The sequence below is a fragment of the Pseudomonas sp. GL-B-12 genome (assembly GCF_019955895.1).
Classification (GTDB): domain Bacteria; phylum Pseudomonadota; class Gammaproteobacteria; order Pseudomonadales; family Pseudomonadaceae; genus Aquipseudomonas.
Genome location: NZ_JAHBCX010000003.1, coordinates 119,960 through 140,187, shown reverse-complemented (window position 1 = coordinate 140,187; position 20,228 = coordinate 119,960). Strand labels below are relative to the sequence as shown.

The following is a 20,228-nucleotide window of genomic DNA, read 5'->3' as shown; positions in this document are numbered from 1 at the left end:
ATTTACCTGGCGCCAAAGGTGGCGCCGGGTCGTCAACGATATTTAAAGAAAAGAATATTAAAGCGACAGTTCTGTCTGATCATGCTTCAGCAAAGATATGCGATAGAAAAGTTTAATTTTTTCATTTGCTTTTTGCTTGGCGTGATCAGACATGGACGCGATTAACTCTTCAAGTTGGCTCACACTACCAACCACTTTAAACACCTTTTCATCATCAACAAAAACAAGAGATTTTTTATTTCGCGACAACAACTCAATCACATTACTAAGTGTTCCAGTGCTCTTTGCATCCCATATCATCAATCCGTAGTCAGCCGCCTCGGCCATCACAACATCTTTTGCGGTAAAAAAGGCTCGCGATCCTTTGGAGTGCTTGCTTTCCACTGTTCTGGCCGGCCATTTCCCCAGGTTGTTTCGTGGGGCCATACCACTGCAATAAATGGTAGTTTTTGATCGAGACAAGCTCAGGAGATACTCTTGAATAGAGGTGTCAGCACCACCGGCGTCGCCAACCACGACCTCAAACTCAGACGCAACAATATTATCGATACGCTCTTTAACCTTCGGATCAAGGCATTTGATATTGATAGAGCCTGCAATAAATACAGTTGTCATTTAGATCACTTCCAAGTTAGTGCCACCACGTAAATGCTCCGCACCTTTTGACACTTACGTAAAGCTGTACAGGCTGCCTCCATTGATGCACCACTATCAAACAAATCATCAACAACCAAAGCGTTCCAGCAGCCAGCGTTGATAATCACATCATTCACACTAAAACTATCTCCAATAGCAGCAACCTTTTCAGCTTTGGAGTGCAAATCCTTGAGCGATTGTCCGGTAATGGCCTTTCGGAGTAAATCCGAAAATACCGGTTTCCCTACAATACGCCCCAACTCAACTGCAACCTCGGTAACCGGTTGTCGTGGGCGAACATTCGAGGCTGGCATAGGAACGACGAATCCCACTTGATCCAGCTTCGGAAAAACATTCGTTGCCACGGCTTGAGCAAGTGGCCCCACTTGATTCCAATCCTTCTGGTATTTGAGCTGGTAGGTCGCCTCTCCTACCTCAGTACGATGATTATCGAAGCATGGATTTCCGCGCTCATCGTTTCCGAGAAAGGTACTACTTATCATGTGCTTGTCCAGCACCCACCCCTGATCCCAGGGACCGCTTATCTGTTTGAGGGATACTTTCAAGGCACTCTCCATTTTGCACCGTCTGATGAGCGCAAAAAATAATGGAAAAAACGCGCTTGAAGTCCCTTGCCCCTGTACCTCACGCAAAAACAGGAAATTCCTACAGATGCAGCCTTCCTGAAAAACCCTCGATTCCTACAACAAGCGTCCCCAGAGTAGACTTGGCGCCGCGAGTGCCTGACCGATAGGCTTTGCTCCGTCGCTGCCAAATCAGCGGCCCGGAGTCGAAGCCGGAACATATCAACATGGCGCATCCGCGCCCCCATATGAGCTGGGGCATTTTTTTGCCTTTCAGTTTCGCGTTATGGCGGGCCGTGTGGCGCGGGCCTCTCGGCTTCCATGTTGATCGAGAATGTTCCGACTTCGAACGCCCCACGGTCCGCCACCCAAATCTGTCGAAGGATTATTGGCGGCTCCTTTCTTCAACATGGAGTCGAAAAATGCACAAGCACACATCACATCCGACTGAAATTCCTTCCTGCTTCATTCCTAATGTCTTCACCCGCCACAACCGTTTCCTCCACGCCTTCATGCAAGACAACCAAGCCTGGTTCTGCGCCCAGGATCTAGGTCGCTTGATGGGCAAACCACTCAATGAACGCCTGACCCTGAAACTCGATCCCGACCAACGTCGCACCGTCTGGCTGCGCAAGGACGGCAAAACGGTCGAAACCCTGATGGTCAGCGAATCAGGCATGTACGCCTTGCTGGTTCACCACTTCGTCCCGGAAAACCGTAACCTGCGCCATTGGCTGAGCAATGAAGTCATTCCCTCGTTGCGCGACGCCAAATCAGAGCCAGTGGAAAACCGGCCAAGCCTGAGTTCCTTGAATTGGGCCGGAATCTCGGTGCCCTTGCTGCATTACCAACATCACGCCTGGATCAAGTGGCGAGACATGCCTGAGTTGATGCAGGTGCAGCGCCCCTTCCCAATCGCTGGCACTTGCCGTTGAAGGGATAAATCGAGCTGATAAAAAAGGGACAGACTTCACAGTCCGTCCCTTTGGTTTGCCTTATTAAAACCGCGAAACACTCCTCATCGCATCCACCAGATACCTCATCGCTATCCGGTCGTTCTCCGACAATTCCCGATAGCGCTCCACCAGTTTCAGTTCCTCAGAGTTGAGTCGGCGTCTTCGCCGCCCGCTGGCCAGACACGGAAAGATTCCCAACAATTCAGTGATGTTCTGTACTTTCGACATGGACGATGTCCTTCTCTAGACGTCAAAGAAACTGCAAAAAACCGCATCGCCCTATCCCTTTTTCAGCAGCCGCTGGGTGCCCGCTGAACCGCACCGGTCCGAAGGGCATAAACCGGTCATGTGCACAGAATAGAAATATTCCGGGCGCTGAAAAGCAGTTTTTAGAGTAATTAGTCGAAAAAAGCAGAAATGCCCTGTAAATCAGAAACCCCTGTCGGAATTGTTTCCCGACATGTCTTATTTCATTGCCGAGCCAGCGCAGTGCCATCAATCAATTTTGCTCTGCAATCGAACGGTTTAAGCTGTCGGGCATCTGTTTAAAAGTCCGTTGCGTTTGGCCGAAGGCATGTCCGAACCGATATTTCTGATCCAGCACGTGCCAGGAACGGCGCGGGATTGCTCAAGACAGGTTGTATTTATGCACCGCAGGAATTTGCTCAAAGCCTCCATGGCCATCGCGGCCTACACCGGCTTGTCCGCCACGGGGCTGTTGGCCGCCCAGGCTTGGGCCGCCAACGCTGGCACCGCTGATGGCGAGGCCACCGCGTTCGATTTCGAGGCGCTGAAGCTCCAGGCCAAACAGCTCGCCAGCAATCGCTATCAGGACACGAAGCAACAGTTGCCGCCGACCTTGGCGACCATGACGCCGCAGAACTTCAATGCGATCCGCTACGACGGCAATCATTCGTTGTGGAAAGAGCTCAAGGGTCAGCTGGACGTGCAGTTCTTCCACGTCGGCATGGGGTTCAAGCAGCCGGTGCGCATGTACAGCGTCGATCCGAAAACCCGGATGGCCCGCGAGGTGCATTTCCGCCCGTCGCTGTTCAACTATGAAAACACCACGGTCGACACCGCACAGCTCAAGGGCGACCTGGGCTTCTCCGGCTTCAAGTTGTTCAAGGCCCCGGAACTGGACAAACACGATGTGGTGTCCTTCCTGGGCGCGAGCTACTTCCGCGCGGTGGACGCCACCGGACAGTACGGTTTGTCGGCCCGCGGGCTGGCCATCGACACCTACGCCAAAAAGCGCGAAGAATTCCCCGACTTCACCAAATTCTGGTTCGAGACGCCGGACAAGGACAGCACCCGCTTCGTGGTCTACGCCTTGCTCGACTCGCCAAGCGCCACCGGTGCCTACCGCTTCGATATCGACTGCCAGGCCGAGCGCGTGGTGATGGAGATCGATGCCCACGTCAACGCGCGCACCGCCATCGACCAACTGGGCATTGCGCCGATGACCAGCATGTTCAGTTGCGGCACCCACGAACGCCGCATGTGCGACACCATTCACCCGCAAATCCACGACTCCGATCGCCTGGCCATGTGGCGCGGCAACGGCGAGTGGATCTGCCGCCCGCTGAACAACCCGGCGACCCTGCAATTCAATGCCTTCGCCGATACCGACCCGAAGGGCTTCGGCCTGGTGCAGACCGACCACGAGTTCTCCAGTTATCAGGACACCGTCGACTGGTACAGCCGCCGCCCAAGCCTGTGGGTCGAACCGACCACCGCATGGGGCGAAGGCTCGGTCGATCTGCTGGAGATTCCCACCACCGGCGAAACCATGGACAACATCGTCGCCTTCTGGACCCCGAAGAAACCGGTGGCGGCCGGCGATTCGCTGAACTACGGCTACAAGCTGTACTGGAGCGCATTGCCGCCAGTCGGAACGCCGTTGGCACGGGTCAATGCGACCCGTTCGGGCATGGGCGGCTTCACCGAAGGCTGGGCGCCAGGCGAGCATTACCCGCCAGTCTGGGCCCGTCGTTTTGCCGTGGACTTCACCGGCGGCGGCCTGGACCGCTTGCCTGAAGGCGCGGGCATCGAGCCGGTGGTCACTTGCTCGAACGGCGAGGTCAAGGATTTCAGCGTGCTCAAGCTTGATGACATCAAGGGCTACCGCATCCTGTTTGACTGGTACCCGACCAATGACAGCGTCGAGCCTGTCGAGCTGCGCCTGTTCATCCGCACCAACGACCGCACGCTGAGTGAAACCTGGTTGTACCAGTACTTCCCGCCAGCGCCGGACAAGCGCAAATACACCTGACACCCGAGTAGCACCCAACCACCATTCGGTTTTCCGAACGCGACCTGCGGGTCGGTTCGGTTAACCGGATCATCTCACTGAAATTTCAACGCAAAAAATATTTAATTTCCTTATAGATCAATTAGTTGATCAATTGCGACTGGTCTGGCACGAGTCATGCTCTACACTTCTTCGACGAATGTCCTTTGCGCCGACTCTCAATAGCGCTCAGGTGTTTTGCAGCACAAAAGGGCCGATGAACTGGCTCCATAAAAAAAACAATGTCGAGGAAAATTTGATGCGCATCGTTCCCCACATCCTGGGCGCAGCCATTGCTGCCGCTCTGATCAGCACTCCAGTTTTCGCCGCCGAACTCACCGGCACCCTGAAGAAGATCAAAGAGTCCGGCACCATCACCCTGGGCCATCGCGACGCTTCCATTCCGTTTTCCTACATTGCAGACGCTTCCGGCAAACCGGTCGGCTATTCCCACGACATCCAGTTGAAAGTCGTCGAAGCGCTGAAAAAAGACCTCGACATGCCGAACCTCCAGGTCAAGTACAACCTGGTGACTTCGCAAACCCGTATCCCGCTGGTGCAGAACGGCACCGTGGACCTCGAGTGCGGTTCCACCACCAACAACGTCGAGCGTCAGCAGCAAGTTGACTTCTCCGTTGGCATCTTCGAAATCGGTACTCGCCTGCTGTCCAAGGCAGACTCCAAGTACAAGGATTTCCCTGACCTGGCCGGCAAGAACGTCGTGACCACCGCCGGCACCACGTCCGAGCGCATCCTCAAGGCGATGAACGCCGACAAGCAGATGGGCATGAACGTCATCTCCGCCAAAGACCACGGCGAGTCGTTCCAGATGCTGGAAACCGGCCGTGCAGTGGCCTTCATGATGGACGACGCCCTGCTGGCCGGTGAGGCTGCCAAGGCCAAGAAGGCCAGTGACTGGGCCGTGACCGGCACTCCACAGTCCTACGAAATCTACGGCTGCATGGTGCGCAAAGGCGACGAGCCGTTCAAAAAGGCTGTGGATGACGCCATCAAGGCCACCTACGCATCGGGCGAGATCAACAAGATCTACGAAAAATGGTTCATGCAACCTATCCCGCCAAAAGGCCTGAACCTGAACTTCCCGATGAGCAACGAGCTCAAGGCCCTGATCGCCAATCCGACCGATAAAGCGGCTGACGACAAGAAATCCTGATTTCTGACTAACCTTATCTCCTGAGAGGGCCCTCGCCCTTTCAGGAGGTGGTCACTTCCTGCTGGCATTTCTGGAAACACTCGAACCGGTGGCTGTCGAGCCGAGCGCGTGTGCCTGACTCTCAAGGTCAGGCGGGAACGGAGCTTCCCCCAAGCGGGCACTTGTACATCGATTGAACTGAGGGGAGACCCTAATGAATTACAACTGGGACTGGGGCGTGTTCTTCAAGTCCACCGGCGTGGGCAGCGAGACCTATTTCGACTGGTACATGACTGGTCTGGGCTGGACCATCGGCATCGCCATCGCGGCCTGGATCATCGCCCTGACACTGGGCTCGATCCTGGGTGTCATGCGTACCGTGCCGAATCGCATCGTATCGGGCATCGCCACCTGCTACGTCGAACTCTTCCGTAACGTGCCGCTGCTGGTGCAGCTGTTCATCTGGTACTTCCTGGTACCCGACCTGCTGCCGGCGGACCTACAAGAGTGGTACAAGCAGGATCTGAACCCGACCACCTCGGCCTTCCTCAGCGTCGTCGTGTGCCTGGGCCTGTTCACCACGGCTCGCGTTTGCGAACAGGTGCGCACCGGTATCCAGGCCCTGCCAAAAGGCCAGGAATCCGCAGCCCGTGCCATGGGTTTCAAACTGCCGCAGATCTACTGGAACGTGCTGCTGCCCCAGGCCTACCGGATCATCATTCCGCCGCTCACCTCGGAATTCTTGAACGTTTTCAAGAACACCTCCGTGGCCTCGCTGATCGGCTTGATGGAATTGCTCGCGCAGACCAAACAGACCGCCGAGTTTTCCGCCAACCTGTTCGAAGCCTTTACCCTGGCAACGCTGATCTACTTCACCCTGAACATGAGCCTGATGTTGCTGATGCGCCTGGTCGAGAAGAAAGTCGCCGTACCGGGCCTGATCTCCGTAGGGGGTAAATGATGGAATTCGACTTCTCGGGCATCATCCCGTCCCTGCCAGGCCTGTGGAACGGCATGATCATGACCCTCAAGCTGATGGCCATGGGCGTGATCGGCGGCATCATCCTCGGCACCGTCCTGGCGTTGATGCGTCTGTCCCACAATAAGCTGCTGTCGAATATCGCCGGCGCCTACGTCAACTACTTCCGTTCGATCCCGCTGCTGTTGGTGATCACTTGGTTCTACCTGGCGGTGCCGTTCGTATTACGCTGGATCACCGGCGAAGACACGCCGATCGGCGCGTTCGCCTCGTGCATCGTGGCCTTCATGATGTTCGAAGCGGCGTACTTCTGCGAAATCGTCCGTGCCGGTGTGCAGTCGATTCCCAAGGGCCAGATGGGCGCTGCCCAGGCACTGGGCATGACTTACGGGCAGATGATGCGCCTGATCATCCTGCCGCAAGCGTTCCGCAAGATGACTCCGCTGTTGCTGCAACAGAGCATCATCCTGTTTCAGGACACCTCGCTGGTCTACGCCGTCGGCCTGGTGGACTTCCTCAATGCTTCGCGCGCCAGTGGCGACATCATTGGCCGCTCCAATGAGTTCCTGATTTTCGCGGGTCTCGTGTACTTCACCGTCAGCTTTGCCGCCTCGCAGCTGGTCAAGCGTCTGCAAAAAAGGTTCGCCGTATGATCTCTATCAAAAGCATCAACAAGTGGTATGGGGACTTCCAGGTACTGACTGATTGCAGCACCGAGGTCAAAAAAGGCGAAGTGATCGTGGTGTGCGGGCCATCCGGTTCCGGCAAATCGACCCTGATCAAGTGCGTCAACGCCCTGGAACCGTTCCAGAAAGGCGACATCGTGGTCGACGGCACCTCCATCGCTGACCCGAAGACCAACCTGCCGAAACTGCGTTCCCGCGTGGGCATGGTGTTCCAGCATTTCGAGCTGTTTCCGCACCTGACCATCACCGAGAACCTGACCATCGCGCAGATCAAGGTGTTGGGCCGCAGCAAGGAAGAAGCCACCAAGAAAGGCCTGCAACTGCTCGAGCGCGTCGGTCTCTCGGCCCATGCCCACAAGCATCCTGGCCAACTGTCCGGTGGTCAGCAGCAGCGTGTGGCGATTGCCCGTGCGCTGGCGATGGACCCGATCGTCATGCTGTTCGACGAACCGACCTCGGCGCTGGACCCGGAAATGGTCAACGAAGTGCTCGACGTGATGGTGCAACTGGCCCACGAGGGCATGACCATGATGTGCGTGACCCACGAAATGGGCTTCGCGCGTAAAGTCGCGGACCGGGTGATCTTCATGGATGCCGGCAAGATCATCGAAGACTGCAAGAAAGAAGAGTTCTTCGGCGACATCAACGCCCGCGCCGATCGCACGCAGCACTTCCTCAACAAGATTCTGCAGCACTAAGAAAAACACCGCTCCCACACTGGTTCAGTGGTGATCTTGAGATTTGCGTTGTGGTTGACCCAAGGCATCTGTGATGAAATGCGACCCCAATCTTTATCGCGCAGCGTCGCCATCACTCGCCGTGAAACCCCGTCTGGTTCGTCATTTGTTCCTGCCGCCGCTGATCATCGCCATGATGATCGGCCTGGGCTGTATCGGCTTCTGGATCAGTGAGCACTACGGCATCCGCAGCCTCAGCGAAAACGGCCAGCGCCAGCTGGAACTGCACGCCCGTGCCGTCGAAAGCGAAATCAGCAAATACACCTACCTGCCCAGCCTGCTGGAACTCGAAACCAGTGTTTCCAAGCTGCTGGCCGACCCGACCCCGGAACACCGGCAAACGGTCAACGATTACCTCGAAGGCCTGAACCGGCGCAGCCGCAGTCGGGCCATCTACGTGATGGACACCACCGGCCGCGTCATGGCCACCAGCAACTGGCGCGATGTCGACAGTTACCTGGGTGAAGACCTGTCCTTTCGCGCCTATTTCCAGAACGCCGTACGCGGTCAGCCGGGGCGCTTCTACGGCATCGGCAGCACCAACGGCGAACCCGGTTACTACCTGGCCCACGGCCTGGAAGAACACGGCAAGATCATCGGCGTCGCGGTGGTCAAGGTCCGCCTGGAAGCCATGGAAGAACGCTGGCAACGGGCACGCCTGGAAGCCTTCGTCAGCGACGAAAACGGCATCATCATTCTGTCCAGCGATCCGGCGCGGCGCTTGAAATCGGTGGTGCCGCTGAGCGAAGAAACCAAGGAAAAACTCGCCCGCAGCCTGCAGTACTACTGGTTCCCGCTCAACGAACTGCAGCCGCTGGCCCGGGAAACCCTGTCCGAAGGCGTGGAAAAACTCACGTTCCCGGCCAACAGCGAACTGGTGTCCGACGACGAAAACATCAGCTACCTGGCGCAAACCCGGCCGTTGAGCGATACGCCGTGGAATTTCACCCTGCTCACGCCGCTCCAGGATTTGCGCCGCGAAGCGATCAACCAGGGGATCCTGGTGGCCGTGGCGTTTGCCCTCCTGGCGTTCCTTTTGATCGCCTGGAACGAGCGGCGCAAGGTGATCGCCACCCGCCTCGCGGCCCGGGAAGCCTTGCAGGAAGCCAACAACCAGCTGGAGCGTCGGATTACCGAACGCACCACCGACCTGCGCGCCAGCAACGAACGGCTCAAGGGCCAGATCCGCGAACGCCGGCTCGCCGAAGAGACCTTGCGCCGCGCCCAGGATGAACTGGTACAGGCCGGAAAACTCGCGGCCATCGGCCAGATGTCCACCAGCATCGCCCACGAACTGAACCAGCCGCTGGCGGCGCTGCGCACCTTGTCCGGCAATACCGTGCGCTTCCTCGAGCGCGGCCAGCTCGACGTGGCCAGCACCAACCTCAAGACCATCAACGAACTGATCGACCGCATGGGCCGGATCACCGCCAGCCTGCGCTCGTTTGCCCGGCGCGGTGACGACAAGGGTCAGGCCTGCCTCGGCAAAGGCGTGGACGCGGCCCTGCAATTGCTCGGTGGCCGGGTGGAGAACATTCACCTGCAACTGCACCGCGATTTCACCGATGTGCAGGTGCAAATCGACCAGACCCGCCTGGAGCAGATTCTGGTCAACCTGATCGGCAACGCCCTCGACGCCATGCAAGCGCAGCCACAACCCGAGCTGTGGCTCGAAGGCGAAGCGTTCGATGGCAAATACCGCCTGCGCGTGCGTGACAACGGCCACGGCATCGACGCCGAAGCGCGCAAGCACCTGTTCGAACCGTTCTTCACCACCAAACCCGGCGAACAGGGCCTGGGCCTGGGCCTGACCCTTTCCGCCAGCCTGGCCGCCGCCACCGGCGGTCACCTGGGTGTCGAGCACCCGGCCAGCGGTGGTACCGCATTCGTCCTCAGTTTACCGTTGGTAAGCCCCACTCCCGCCGAGCCAATATGAACAACGACCTTAGTGTATTGATCGTCGAAGACGACCCCCATGTGCTGCTCGGCTGCCAACAGGCGCTGACCCTGGAAGACATTCCCTGCATTGGCGTGGGCAGCGCCGAAGAAGCCTTGGAGCGGGTCGGCGACAACTTCGCCGGCATTGTCGTCAGCGACATTCGCCTGCCGGGCATCGATGGCCTGGAGTTGCTGACCCGCCTCAAGGCCCGCGACCGCAGCCTGCCGGTGGTGCTGATTACCGGCCACGGCGACATTTCCATGGCCGTCGGCGCGATGCAGAAAGGCGCCTACGACTTCATGGAGAAACCCTTCTCCCCCGAACGTCTGGTGGACGTCGCCCGCCGCGCCCTGGAGCAACGCAGCCTGGCGCGGGAGGTGACGTCGCTGCGTCGGCAACTGGCCGAACGTGATTCCCTGGAAGGACGGATCATCGGTCGCTCGCCGGCCATGCAGAACCTGCGGGAGCTGATCGCCAACGTTGCCGATACCTCGGCCAACGTGCTGATCGAAGGCGAGACCGGCACCGGCAAGGAATTGGTTGCGCGCTGCCTGCATGATTTCAGTCGGCGGCACACCAAGCAGTTCGTCGCGCTGAACTGCGGTGGCCTGCCGGAGAACCTGTTCGAAAGTGAAATATTCGGCCACGAAGCCAACGCCTTTACCGGCGCGGGCAAACGACGGATCGGCAAGATCGAACACGCCGACGGCGGCACGCTGTTCCTCGACGAAGTGGAAAGCATGCCCCTGCCCTTGCAGATCAAACTGCTGCGGGTGTTGCAGGAACGCACCCTCGAACGCCTCGGTTCGAACCAGAGCGTAGCGGTGGATTGCCGCGTCATCGCAGCGACTAAATCCGACCTCGTCGAGTCGAGCAAGGCCGGCGAATTCCGCAGCGACCTGTATTACCGCCTCAACGTAGTGACCCTGGAACTGCCACCGCTGCGCGAGCGCCGCGAGGACATCCTGCAACTGTTCGAGCACTTCTTGCAGCAGTCGTCCCTACGCTTCGACCGCACGGTGCCGGAGTTGGACAACCAGACCGTTTCGAACCTGATGAGCCACGACTGGCCGGGTAACGTGCGTGAACTGCGTAACGTTGCCGAGCGCTTTGCCCTGGGCCTGCCAGCGTTCAAGAAAACCGGTGCCGGCGCCAGCAATCAGGGTCTGGCCTTTGCCGAAGCGGTGGAGGCGTTCGAGCGCAACCTGCTCAGCGATGCCTTGCAACGCAGCGGCGGCAACCTGACCCAGGCCAGCCAGGAACTGGGCATGGCCAAGACCACCTTATTCGACAAAGTCAAGAAGTACGGGCTAAGCCACTGATGGACCTGATTCTCAAAGCAACCCTGGGCGCGGCGATGGTGCTGGCGTGATTGATGGCGGCCACGGCTTTGGTGACTGTCTGGCTACGCTTTCACGGATAAATGCATTCTCCTGTGGGAGCGAGCCTGCTCGCTCCCACAAGTAATAGGAGGGTCAGAGAAGGTTGCGATCGGCCACAGGCTCGATCTGTGCCCAGTGTGAAGTGTCTTCACGGTGCTCGCGCAAATACGGCAACACTGCCCCCAGCAACGGCGCCTTGAATGCCTCCTGGAAGCGATGGGCCAGGCCCGGAATCAAGATCAATTGACTGCCACGCAGATGCGCCGCCAGATGCACCCCGTGCATCACCGGCAGCAGCGGGTCGGCCGTGCCGTGCACCACCAGTGCCGGGACCCGCAACTGGTTGAGCAACGCCACCCGGCTCGGCTCGGCGAGAATGGCCATGATCTGGCGTTTCACGCCTTCGGGATTGAACGCCCGGTCATAGGACAGCGCCGCCTGATGCAGCAGCGCCTGGCGATCATCGGTGACCATCGGGCTGCCCAGCGCCGCCAGCAAGTCGGCCTGTTGCTCCAGGGCCACTTCGCGGTTCGGTGCACCGCGCCGGGCCAACAACTGCACCAGCGCCGCACTCGGCGCCGGCAAGCCTTCGGCGCCAGAGGTGGTCATGATCAGGGTCAGGCTCTCGACCCGTTGCGGTGCCATGGCCGCCATGTGCTGGGCGATCATCCCGCCCATGCTGGCGCCCAACACGTGGAATTGATCGATGTGCAAGGCGTCCATCAGTCCCAGGCCATCGTCGGCCATGTCGGTGAGCGAGTACGGCGACGACACCGGCAACCCTAGCTTGTAGCGCAGCACTTCGAAGGTCAGGTTGGCTTCGGCCGGTGCTTGCCGCCAGGTCGACAGGCCGACATCGCGATTGTCATAGCGGATCACCCGGAACCCCTGCTGGCACAGCGCAACCACCACCTCGTCCGGCCAGTGAATCAATTGCCCGCCCAGGCCCATCACCAGCAGCAATGCCGGATCCGACGCACGACCGATGCTCTGGTACGCCAGGCTTACCTGGGCCAGATCCACCCGTTCGGTCGGAACATTGACGTCACAACGCGAAGCCGCCAGGGACGGCAGGCCGAACAACAGCGCGGTCAAAAATACGATGCGTGAAAAGAATGAAGCACCCATGAAAAAACACCAAAACGCAGAACCCCAGTAGAGCGCGAGTCTGATGAAGTTTGTTCAAGCGCGCTGCCACAGTTCCATGACAGTTTGATGAAGAGTGCCGGGCGGTCATCCGGCGTCAGATTCAGCCTCGCAATAACTATGTACCACCCGACCGTTTGACGACTGCCTCCTAATGCCCGTACCGCCGGCACGGCCCGGCTTTCTGGAGACTCATCGTCATGGCTGACGAAACCACACCCCTAACGGCCGATTTCGGCCTTACCTTCCCTTTGTCCGTCAACCCGGACCAAGGCCTGAGCCTGAGCGCCGCAGCGCGCTGGAGTGATTGCTGTGAGCAGTGGCGGGCGCTCATGGCGCAGAGCCCGCAATCACCTCTCGATAGCGATTGGTGGGCTGCCCGGGCGCGCGGTACGGATCAGTCACGCAAGGCACAGACAAACCGCTTGTACCGCCAGCATTTCGAGGCGTCGAGCCAATGGGCTTTTGCGCAGGGCATTCTGCAAGCCGAACAGATCAAGACACTGCAGGCGATCATCGACCCACCCGCACAGGCGACAACACCTGACACCCCGCGCTTCTACGTCGAGCAACTGCGACTCAAGGATGACACTGCGCGATCAGTGGAGCTATCGGGCGCGCTGGTCATCACCCGGGATACGGGGCAACCGGTCGCTCAGTTGCTGTACTTGCCTTCCCGGACAACCGCCTGGATGACCTTTCAAAGTCGCGATGAAATGGAAAGCTGGCTGATCGAACATCAGCCGCAGGTGTTCGACCAACCCCGGTTACCGACAGGCACAGTCAGTGTCGATTACACAGTACTTGAGCAGAGGGTGCTGCAGACCAGCGCCGAATCCCTGTGGTCGCGTTTGCTCGTCGCACCTGACGACCGGCCGCGAAACGAATTGATCCTGGCCCTGCCCGCCGACCTGCCCGACGTGGAGTCCAACGATGACGATGTCCTGTTCGGCCAGTTGAGCCCCGATATACCACTGGGCATCCGTCGCCAGGCACTGGCGCAACAGCAGACGGCACTGGACGCTTTGCTGGGCGAGAACTTTCAGGGCGACCACACTGACCCGCGCCTGCAACGTCTGCAACAGCAAATGAACGCCCTCACCACGGCCGAGCAGGCCAGCACCACCGCCGCAACCGCGCTGCTGCACACCGACAGTGCGCAGAAAATGCTGGAGCTGCGCCACAAAAACCGCCCGCACTACGCCGCCCTTTACCAGGCGCGCCTGGACGGCCTGCGCACCGAAGCCGGGCTGCAACTGAGCCTGAACCAGATCAGCCACGAGGAACATCAATGGCTGATCAGCGTGCTGGATGCACCGGATCTACCACGCCCAGCCGGGGTGGTGGTCGCGTGCCTGGTGTTGTCGATGACGGACACCGAAGGTGACACCACCCGCACACAATCCCGGGAGCTGGACGGTGTATTGCTGTTTTCCCGGCCGTCGGCCTTGCTGCCGCCCTCGACCGAAAGCCTGTTGCTCTACTGGCCCGGACGCTTCGGTGGCCTGCAACGGTTCGCTTCTCGACAGGCGCTGGAACAGACGCTGTTCAAACTTGCGGCCAACGACAGCACTCAAGCGCTGCAACTGCTGCCGCTGACTGCGAACCCGTTCGAATACGCCTTGCAGAATCAGCTTCACAGTTGTGAACAACAAGTGGCCCGGCTGCTGACCGCCAACCCGGTTCCAGCTCGCGCCAGCCAACGCGAGACAGAACTGGAAAAGCTGCGTGAACAGACCCTCGCCTGCCTGACGGTTCCTGTCCCCGCAGCCCGGGAGCTGGCGCACCAGCACATTGTCGAGCAAGTTCACAGCAGTGCACTGGCCGCACGTTTGCCAGCGTGGCACGACACCCTATCCGCCGCACAACGTGATCGGATCAAGTCGCTGTTCAAGTCATACATCAAGGCCATGAAGCGCTCCCATGAATGGCTGGAGCGCGAGTTGCCGCCCCGCGATGCATTCAGCAAAAAGGCCATTGATGCCCACCTGCACAAGGCGTTCGGCCTGACCCGCAACGTTGACGTGCTACTGGACGTGCCTGACTCCACCGCCTGGCGCAAGGTCGTCACCGAGGGTGCGGCACCGGGAACACCCCAGGAAAATGTGCTGGTCGCCAGCCAGCAACGCAGCAAGTTGTCCCTCGGCGACCTGGCGCAAAGCAACATTGATCAGGCGATGTCATGGCGACTGTCGTTCATGCAAGTCGAGACCAGCGGCGGCGACCCGACAGATCAGCAGAAGCTGAAAACCGGCATCACCCCGACCTGGCTGCGCAAGATGGTCACCGAACTGGACCTGGCCGGACAGTATGAAACGCTGATCCGTGAAACCTTCCTCGGCACCTCGACCGCACCGGCCTTCAGCAATGAATACCGCCACGAATGCCTGAGCGAACCCTGGCACCTTATGCTGCGCCTGCAAGGCGAGTTCGCCGTGCTCGCCAAAGACATCAATGCCGATGGCCAACAAGTCCTGGGCATCGCCATCGATGCCAGCAGCCGCGAAGCCTTCAGCGCCAATGGCAAACGGATCGAACTGCTTCCCGCGCACCTGACAGTCGGCGGCAGCGACACCCCTGGCCAAGGGCCGAGCACCCTGTCTGGCGTGACCTTCATTGTCGAGCGGATCAGTGGCCTGACCCTGCTCTACCTGCCGGACAGCCCGGACGGTGTGTTTGTGCGCCAGTTCGACAACCTTGAGCAGGCGCGGATACGGCTGTTCAACGATTGCCTGCGTAGCTCCACGGTCACCTATCTCGCCGGACGGGCCTTGACCGGAGAGTTCGCTCATCACGTCAGTCGAATCAACGAGGCGCGAGTAAGAAACTTCGACGGTCTGATCGGCGTCGGTACGCCTTGGCCATCCCGCACCTCCCTGGCGGCGCATCTGCTGAACGTGCACATGGGTCGTTTACTGGAAGCCCATCGGGTGACATCGCGCTCCAATGATGCCTTGTACCTGGAGCAAGTCGCCCTGAAGTCCGGCGCGATGTTCAACTACCTGAAAATGGCCGTGGGCATGCTGCCTTTCGTCGGTGCGACCATCGCCCTGTACGACGCCTGGAACAGCGCCAACCTGGCGGTGGCCGCTTTCATGCGCGGGGATGTCGGCCACGGGCTGGCCGAGGTTGAAGCGGTGCTGTTGTCACTAATCGACGCGGCCATGGATGTGCTGCCCGGTGCCAGTGCAGCACCTTCGGCGGCGCTTGCCATCACCCGCCAGCGCCAATTGCGCGCCGTCAGCAAAAGCGCCGGCGCCCTGAGGAGTTCGACGCAGCGCCAGGCACAACGAACCCTGGAACGCTTCAAGGGCTATGAATACGAACAGATGATCTCCCTCGCCGGCCTGCAACCGGGCACCGAGGGCGTCTATCGCCAGGTATATCGTCACGCTGACGGCCATTTCATGGTCAGCCAGGGGCGAATCTATCGCATCGAACTGGAGGGCAATCCACCCCGCTGGCGCTTGAGCGGCACCAGCAGCCGGACCTACAAACAGCCTGTCGCCCTCGATGAGTCCGGCCACTGGAACACCCACTACGCGGTGTACGGCACCGTGATCGAAGGCGGCGGCGTAGGGGGTGGCGCGGTGCTTGGGCACATGGCCGATGGATTGGACCCACTCTGGCCGGTCGCCATTCGCCGCTGGCTGCCACGCTGGTGGACGGATCGGGCCTTGCGTCGCCAGTTGACCCTGAAAAACACCGCCGATGCCTATACCCGGCGCCTCGATACCCAGACCCGCAAGAACAACAACCTGGTGCAGGGCTACTACGATCTTGCGCCCGCGCAGCGCCTGGCACTTCGCCCCGATGTCGAGCTTGCCTGCCTGGACGATATCGAAACCGCACAGGCTTTGTACCTGACCCTTGAAGAGCTGATGGCATTGAGTCATGGCAACAATCGCGCCCAGATCAATGACATCCAAAGCCGCTGCGCCTGGATTGTCGTCGACCGCCTGGACCGCAGGATCGGCCTGGCCAGGGAGCGACTGGTGGAAAGCCTCGACCGGATCGAACAGTTGATCACCCGTTCGGATTCAACGCCGGTCAACGATACCGCCGCACATTTGAAACTGATGGCCGAGCGCAAGGAGGTCCGAAAAACCTTTATCAAGGAATTCGACCAGCAACACCAGGCCGTCGAGCAAGCCAACCGATGGAACCGCCGCATCACCCGCCCCAAGCATAAAGAGAACGTGGCCAAGACCGTCGAACTGCTGAACAACGCATACAGCGATGCCAACTACCGGTACCTGAAGGCGGCGCATGTGCTGGAAACCATCACCCACTACGACGCTGTCGACGACCTGTCGTGGACTTACTTCCATGTGCAGTTGAAAAAGTCCCGCGAGAAGGTCGGACGTGCCCTGCTGACCCAACATCAACTGCCGCAAGTACGCTCCAACGTCGGCCAGCGCAACAGGGTTTTCGAAGACTGCCAGGCCATTTACACCCAATTCCGTCGCCAGCTTGGCGCCTGGACACTGGGCTATCCGCAACACCTGGACTTGGAGCAAGTCACTGTGTTTCTGGATAACCTCGATCAGATGGAAGCATTCGCTCGCCATGCCCTCAAGAACCGCTCCACCATCACGCCAGTGGAAGAACGCTCCGGACGGCAATTGTTCGAAACCGAGGACAACCAGTTGCTGATCGGCGTGGCCAGTACCGACACCACGACGCGGCAACAGCGCTTCACCATCGAAGGTGTCGATGGCCGTACGGAAACCTGGCTGCCCCGCTCCAGCGGTAAATATCATCTCAGTGAACCAGCTATCTCCGCGCAACCGATGCTGCCGACCGATGTCAGGCCGCTGCTGACAGAGGCCGGAAAAAGGCTGGGGGCCGCGGACGCCTATACCAACAAAGTCAAAGGCTATGCGCAGCAAAACATGCTGCCCGTCGACCTGGAGCACATGATGAGCAGCGAGGCCACGGAGTTGATCACGCGCGCCCAGGCCATCGAACGGTTGTCCCCCGCCGAGACTGTGGCGCTGCAATTGCGCAATCGGGCGGATGAGATGTTGCGCACAGGGCGCACCCTGCGCATCGATCAAAGCATGAGCAGCAAAACCCCGACCGAAGGTTATCTGGACTATCTGCTTGAACAGCAAGTGGTGGACATCCGCAAGGAAGGCGGTTTGCGCGACCTGGGCAAACGCGCAGACGGACGGCGGGATTTCCTGCAGGAATACGAGGTGCGCGACCTGCGCAGCGAACCGGCGCAAACCCTGTGGTACGCACACTTCCACTACACCTCGGCCAAGCCTCAGTTCAGCGACTTCGTCAAAGGCCATCTGAAACTGCCGGAACAACGCAACCTGGGCCTGCAATGGCAGAAGGACGTGGCCGCCAGTGGCGGTACGGTCGAGGCGATCTGGCGCGGCGACATCGGCAAACCGCTGGGCAACAAACACTTTTCCACGCTGTAAAGCAGCAACGGCGGGGCACGCAATGTGCTCCGCCGTGCTTGTGGTCGACAGCGGCATCAACATGAGACAAACTCAACCTTTTCGATTTATCGACAAGTTTTCCTCATGGAGCCCCCGGTGCTTGAAATCCGTCACCTCAAGACCCTGCACGCCTTGCGCGAAGCCGACAGCCTGGTGGATGCGGCCGATCGCCTGCACCTGACCCAGTCAGCCCTGTCCCACCAGTTCAAGGAGCTGGAGGAGCGCATGGGCATGCCGCTGTTCGTGCGCAAGACCAGACCGGTGCGCTTCACCAGCGCCGGATTACGCCTGCTGCAACTGGCTGACGCCACCCTGCCGCTGCTGCGTGCCGCCGAACGCGACATCAGTCGCCTGGCCGGTGGCACCGCCGGTCGCCTGCACATGGCCATCGAATGCCACAGTTGCTTCCAGTGGCTGATGCCGACCATCGACCAGTTCCGCGACGCCTGGCCGGAAGTCGAGCTAGACTTGGCCTCGGGATTTTCCTTCGCCCCGCTGCCGGCCCTGGCCCGTGGCGACCTGGACCTGGTGGTGACCTCCGATCCGGTGGACCTGGCCGGGATCACCTATGTACCGCTGTTCACTTATGAAGCGATGCTCGCGGTGGCCAACCAGCACCGCCTGGCCAGCAAGGCCTATATCGTCCCCGAAGACTTGCTCCCGGAAACCTTGATCACCTACCCGGTGGAACGGGACCGACTGGACATCTTCACCCGCTTCCTCGAACCCGCCGACATCGAACCGGCCCAGGTCCGCACCTCGGAACTGACGGTGATGATGATGCAACTGGTGGCCAGCGGTCGCGGCGTGTGCGGCATGCCTCATTGGGCACTGCATGAATACAGCTCGCGGGGTTACGTGAAAGCCAAGCGGCTGGGTGAGAAAGGTTTGTTCGCCACGCTGTATGCGGCGATCCGTGCCGACATGCTCGACGCGCCGTACATGCGCGACTTCTTGCTGACGGCCAAGGACACGTCGTTTTCGACATTGGATGGGGTTAGCGCAGTTCGATAGAGCAACAAAAATCCCTGTAGGAGTGAGCCTGCTCGCGATAGCGGTCTGACATTCAATATCTGCAGACTGACACGCCGCCATCGCGAGCAGGCTCGCTCCTACAAGGATCTTGGTGACCCTTATATTTCGCGCCACATATGGATCTTGTCGAAGTAATCCTCCCCCACCCGCACCGCCATCGGTTCCAGGCCGAACTGGACGAAACCGCAGCGCTGGTAGAGGTTGAACGCGGCTTCGTTGCCGGCGGTGACGGTCAACTGGATCAGGCGCAAACCCTCACGGTTGCACGCCTCGGCCAAGGCAGCCTGAACCAGTTGATGGCCGAGCCCGCGCTGGCGGACCGTCGGTGAAACATACATGCCAAACAGCGTCACCTTGTGCCGGGCCTTTTCCCGAGGCTCGAACGCAAGGCCAACAATGCCGGCCAACCGGCCTTCTTCGAACGCCCCGAGCACCACGTCCAGCTTGCCGGTCAGGCGCGACTCCCACCAGCTCAGCGGCATCGCCGCCCGCTCACGCACGCTCGAGGTAAAGGCATGCGGGTGCAGGTCGTAGGCTTCGAGCATCAGCGCCCGGTAGTCCAGAGCATGGCTGGCATCCAGTCGTTCGATCCACATGCTCAAGCCATCCGTTTTTGCTCAAGCATCAGGCGAAGTGCCAGCCCCGACAATACGAAGCCCATGAAATAGCGCTGCATCGCCAGCCAGGTCGGATTGTTGACGAACCACGAGGCGATGCCCGCGGCAAACATGGCGATCAGCAGGTTGACGCAGAAACTGACGCTGATCTGGGTCAGGCCGAGGATGATGCTCTGGCTGAACACCGAGCCATGCTCCGGCGTGATGAACTGCGGAAACACCGACAGATAGAACACCGCGATTTTCGGGTTCAGGGCGCTGGTCAGAAAGCCCATGGTGATCAGCTTGCGCGACGAATCCGGGGGCAACTGCTGCGCCTCGAACGGCGAGCGCGCACCGGGTTTGACTGCCTGCCAGGCCAGCCACAACAGGTACAGCGCACCGGCCCACTTCAACACCTCATAGGCCATCGGCACCGCCAGGAACACCGCGGTCAAACCGGCGGCCGCGGCAAACAGGTGCACGAAGAATCCGGCGACCACCCCAAGCAACGAGATCACCCCGGCCTTGCGCCCCTGGCAGATCGAACGGGAGATCAGGTAGATCATGTTCGGCCCGGGCGTCAGCACCATCAGCAACGCGGCAGCGGCAAAAATCAGCAGGTCTTGAAGCGGGATCATGGGCGAAGT

16 protein-coding genes are annotated in these 20,228 nt (G+C 59.6%); 10 read left to right on the top strand and 6 right to left on the bottom strand.

The window, feature by feature from the left end; translation table 11 throughout:
* Positions 1-57: 57 nt before the first annotated feature.
* Positions 58-615 (bottom strand): hypothetical protein, encoded by a 558-nt coding sequence (locus KGA85_RS01975; protein ID WP_223458743.1) that lies wholly within the window; start codon positions 613-615, stop codon positions 58-60.
* A gap of 5 nt (positions 616-620) precedes the next feature.
* A complete protein-coding gene (locus KGA85_RS01970) occupies positions 621-1,202 on the bottom strand; it encodes a ComF family protein (protein ID WP_223458741.1) in 582 nt (193 codons plus the stop codon).
* Between the two features lie 440 nt (positions 1,203-1,642).
* Between KGA85_RS01970 and KGA85_RS01965 the strand changes: the two genes are divergently transcribed.
* On the top strand, positions 1,643-2,155 hold the full coding sequence (locus tag KGA85_RS01965) for a Bro-N domain-containing protein (RefSeq protein ID WP_223458739.1): 513 nt from the start codon (positions 1,643-1,645) through the stop codon (positions 2,153-2,155).
* A gap of 63 nt (positions 2,156-2,218) precedes the next feature.
* Here KGA85_RS01965 and KGA85_RS01960 read toward each other — a convergent pair whose 3' ends face one another.
* The gene (locus KGA85_RS01960; protein WP_150754247.1) at positions 2,219-2,404 is read right to left on the bottom strand and encodes a hypothetical protein; all 186 of its coding nucleotides are present in this window, start codon (positions 2,402-2,404) and stop codon (positions 2,219-2,221) included.
* 418 nt (positions 2,405-2,822) lie between these two features.
* Here KGA85_RS01960 and KGA85_RS01955 point away from each other — a divergent pair, with 418 nt between their 5' ends.
* From KGA85_RS01955 to KGA85_RS01925, 7 genes are all read left to right on the top strand, one after another.
* Positions 2,823-4,451, top strand: coding sequence for a glucan biosynthesis protein D (locus KGA85_RS01955; RefSeq protein WP_223458737.1), 1,629 nt, complete (start codon positions 2,823-2,825; stop codon positions 4,449-4,451).
* Between the two features lie 277 nt (positions 4,452-4,728).
* Complete coding sequence (locus tag KGA85_RS01950; RefSeq protein WP_103394668.1) at positions 4,729-5,643, top strand: glutamate/aspartate ABC transporter substrate-binding protein; 915 nt, start codon at positions 4,729-4,731, stop codon at positions 5,641-5,643.
* A gap of 193 nt (positions 5,644-5,836) precedes the next feature.
* Positions 5,837-6,583 (top strand): amino acid ABC transporter permease, encoded by a 747-nt coding sequence (locus tag KGA85_RS01945; RefSeq protein ID WP_223458733.1) that lies wholly within the window; start codon positions 5,837-5,839, stop codon positions 6,581-6,583.
* On the top strand, positions 6,583-7,254 hold the full coding sequence (locus KGA85_RS01940; protein WP_223458957.1) for an amino acid ABC transporter permease: 672 nt from the start codon (positions 6,583-6,585) through the stop codon (positions 7,252-7,254). Before KGA85_RS01945 ends, KGA85_RS01940 begins: the two co-directional genes overlap by 1 nt.
* Complete coding sequence (locus KGA85_RS01935) at positions 7,251-7,985, top strand: amino acid ABC transporter ATP-binding protein (protein ID WP_007985725.1); 735 nt, start codon at positions 7,251-7,253, stop codon at positions 7,983-7,985. The genes KGA85_RS01940 and KGA85_RS01935 overlap by 4 nt, the downstream gene beginning before the upstream one ends.
* Before the next feature lie 73 nt (positions 7,986-8,058).
* Positions 8,059-9,960 carry a sensor histidine kinase gene (locus KGA85_RS01930; protein WP_223458731.1) on the top strand — a complete coding sequence of 634 codons (1,902 nt, stop codon included), beginning with the start codon at positions 8,059-8,061 and terminating at the stop codon, positions 9,958-9,960.
* On the top strand, positions 9,957-11,285 hold the full coding sequence (locus KGA85_RS01925; RefSeq protein WP_223458730.1) for a sigma-54-dependent transcriptional regulator: 1,329 nt from the start codon (positions 9,957-9,959) through the stop codon (positions 11,283-11,285). The genes KGA85_RS01930 and KGA85_RS01925 overlap by 4 nt, the downstream gene beginning before the upstream one ends.
* Positions 11,286-11,438: 153 nt before the next feature.
* On the opposite strand, the gene KGA85_RS01920 is transcribed toward KGA85_RS01925, so the two are convergent.
* Positions 11,439-12,473 (bottom strand): alpha/beta fold hydrolase, encoded by a 1,035-nt coding sequence (locus KGA85_RS01920; RefSeq protein ID WP_223533235.1) that lies wholly within the window; start codon positions 12,471-12,473, stop codon positions 11,439-11,441.
* A 218-nt stretch (positions 12,474-12,691) separates the two neighbouring features.
* Here KGA85_RS01920 and KGA85_RS01915 point away from each other — a divergent pair, with 218 nt between their 5' ends.
* The gene (locus KGA85_RS01915) at positions 12,692-17,926 is read left to right on the top strand and encodes a dermonecrotic toxin domain-containing protein (protein WP_223534247.1); all 5,235 of its coding nucleotides are present in this window, start codon (positions 12,692-12,694) and stop codon (positions 17,924-17,926) included.
* Between the two features lie 117 nt (positions 17,927-18,043).
* Positions 18,044-18,961 carry a transcriptional regulator MetR gene (gene metR / locus KGA85_RS01910; RefSeq protein ID WP_223458725.1) on the top strand — a complete coding sequence of 306 codons (918 nt, stop codon included), beginning with the start codon at positions 18,044-18,046 and terminating at the stop codon, positions 18,959-18,961.
* Between the two features lie 119 nt (positions 18,962-19,080).
* Here the strand turns inward: metR and KGA85_RS01905 are convergent, their stop codons facing one another.
* Both KGA85_RS01905 and KGA85_RS01900 read right to left on the bottom strand, forming a co-directional pair.
* Positions 19,081-19,578, bottom strand: coding sequence for a GNAT family N-acetyltransferase (locus KGA85_RS01905; protein WP_223458723.1), 498 nt, complete (start codon positions 19,576-19,578; stop codon positions 19,081-19,083).
* 2 nt (positions 19,579-19,580) lie between these two features.
* On the bottom strand, positions 19,581-20,219 hold the full coding sequence (locus KGA85_RS01900; protein WP_015093692.1) for a LysE family translocator: 639 nt from the start codon (positions 20,217-20,219) through the stop codon (positions 19,581-19,583).
* Positions 20,220-20,228: the final 9 nt, after the last annotated feature.

Excerpts from the sequence above, each read along its gene's own strand:
- KGA85_RS01975 (WP_223458743.1), bottom strand. The coding sequence starts at position 615 with ATGACAACTGTATTTATTGCAGGCTCTATCAATATCAAATGCCTTGAT.
- KGA85_RS01965 (WP_223458739.1), top strand. The coding sequence starts at position 1,643 with ATGCACAAGCACACATCACATCCGACTGAAATTCCTTCCTGCTTCATT.
- KGA85_RS01960 (WP_150754247.1), bottom strand. The coding sequence starts at position 2,404 with ATGTCGAAAGTACAGAACATCACTGAATTGTTGGGAATCTTTCCGTGT.
- KGA85_RS01955 (WP_223458737.1), top strand. The coding sequence starts at position 2,823 with ATGCACCGCAGGAATTTGCTCAAAGCCTCCATGGCCATCGCGGCCTAC.
- KGA85_RS01950 (WP_103394668.1), top strand. The coding sequence starts at position 4,729 with ATGCGCATCGTTCCCCACATCCTGGGCGCAGCCATTGCTGCCGCTCTG.
- KGA85_RS01945 (WP_223458733.1), top strand. The coding sequence starts at position 5,837 with ATGAATTACAACTGGGACTGGGGCGTGTTCTTCAAGTCCACCGGCGTG.
- KGA85_RS01940 (WP_223458957.1), top strand. The coding sequence starts at position 6,583 with ATGGAATTCGACTTCTCGGGCATCATCCCGTCCCTGCCAGGCCTGTGG.
- KGA85_RS01935 (WP_007985725.1), top strand. The coding sequence starts at position 7,251 with ATGATCTCTATCAAAAGCATCAACAAGTGGTATGGGGACTTCCAGGTA.
- KGA85_RS01930 (WP_223458731.1), top strand. The coding sequence starts at position 8,059 with ATGAAATGCGACCCCAATCTTTATCGCGCAGCGTCGCCATCACTCGCC.
- KGA85_RS01925 (WP_223458730.1), top strand. The coding sequence starts at position 9,957 with ATGAACAACGACCTTAGTGTATTGATCGTCGAAGACGACCCCCATGTG.
- KGA85_RS01920 (WP_223533235.1), bottom strand. The coding sequence starts at position 12,473 with ATGGGTGCTTCATTCTTTTCACGCATCGTATTTTTGACCGCGCTGTTG.
- KGA85_RS01915 (WP_223534247.1), top strand. The coding sequence starts at position 12,692 with ATGGCTGACGAAACCACACCCCTAACGGCCGATTTCGGCCTTACCTTC.
- KGA85_RS01905 (WP_223458723.1), bottom strand. The coding sequence starts at position 19,578 with ATGTGGATCGAACGACTGGATGCCAGCCATGCTCTGGACTACCGGGCG.
- KGA85_RS01900 (WP_015093692.1), bottom strand. The coding sequence starts at position 20,219 with ATGATCCCGCTTCAAGACCTGCTGATTTTTGCCGCTGCCGCGTTGCTG.